This window comes from Xanthobacter autotrophicus, from assembly GCF_030015065.1.
Lineage (GTDB): Bacteria > Pseudomonadota > Alphaproteobacteria > Rhizobiales > Xanthobacteraceae > Xanthobacter > Xanthobacter autotrophicus_D.
The window spans coordinates 1-447 of the sequence record NZ_JAIVFN010000418.1 but is presented as its reverse complement, the minus strand read 5'-3'; the positions used below and the strand labels follow the sequence as shown (position 1 = coordinate 447).

Genomic DNA, 447 nt, shown 5'->3' with positions numbered 1-447 from the left:
CGGCGCATCCGCTTGGCGGCCGCTCGCGCGCCGGCCGCTGCGTGCAGCAGAGCGGCCAGGGTGGCGAAGGCGCAAACCAGGGAGGTCATGGCTGGCAGTGTAGGCACGATCCGGTCCGTTGGCTCCGAAGCCCCCATGCGGCGTGCCAGTATCCAGGGGAGGTGTCGCGCAGCAGGCAGCGGCGCCCGGTCAGCCTGCCGCACGCGGATGGGCAAGGAAGAAGCGCAGCATCTCCGCGCTCGCATCCGCGCCGGACGGGTCCGTGTAGCTGCCGCTGGCGCTGCCGCCCGACCAGGCATGGCCGGCGCCGTGCAGTTGCCAGTATTCGAGCGCGTCGCGGCCGGCCGCATCCGTATAGACGCTGCGCGTGTGCCGCGCGCCGCGGCTGGACTGGCCCCGAGTCACGCGTGGGGCTGCTGCTGCGCCAGCGGCCTGCCCTGGGCCATT

The 447-nt window shown here is 73.6% G+C and carries 1 pseudogene; it reads right to left on the bottom strand.

From position 1 onward, the window contains the following. Window positions 1-189: 189 nt before the first annotated feature. Window positions 190-447 (bottom strand): annotated as a pseudogene (locus K9U40_RS23820) (esterase); the annotation flags it as partial.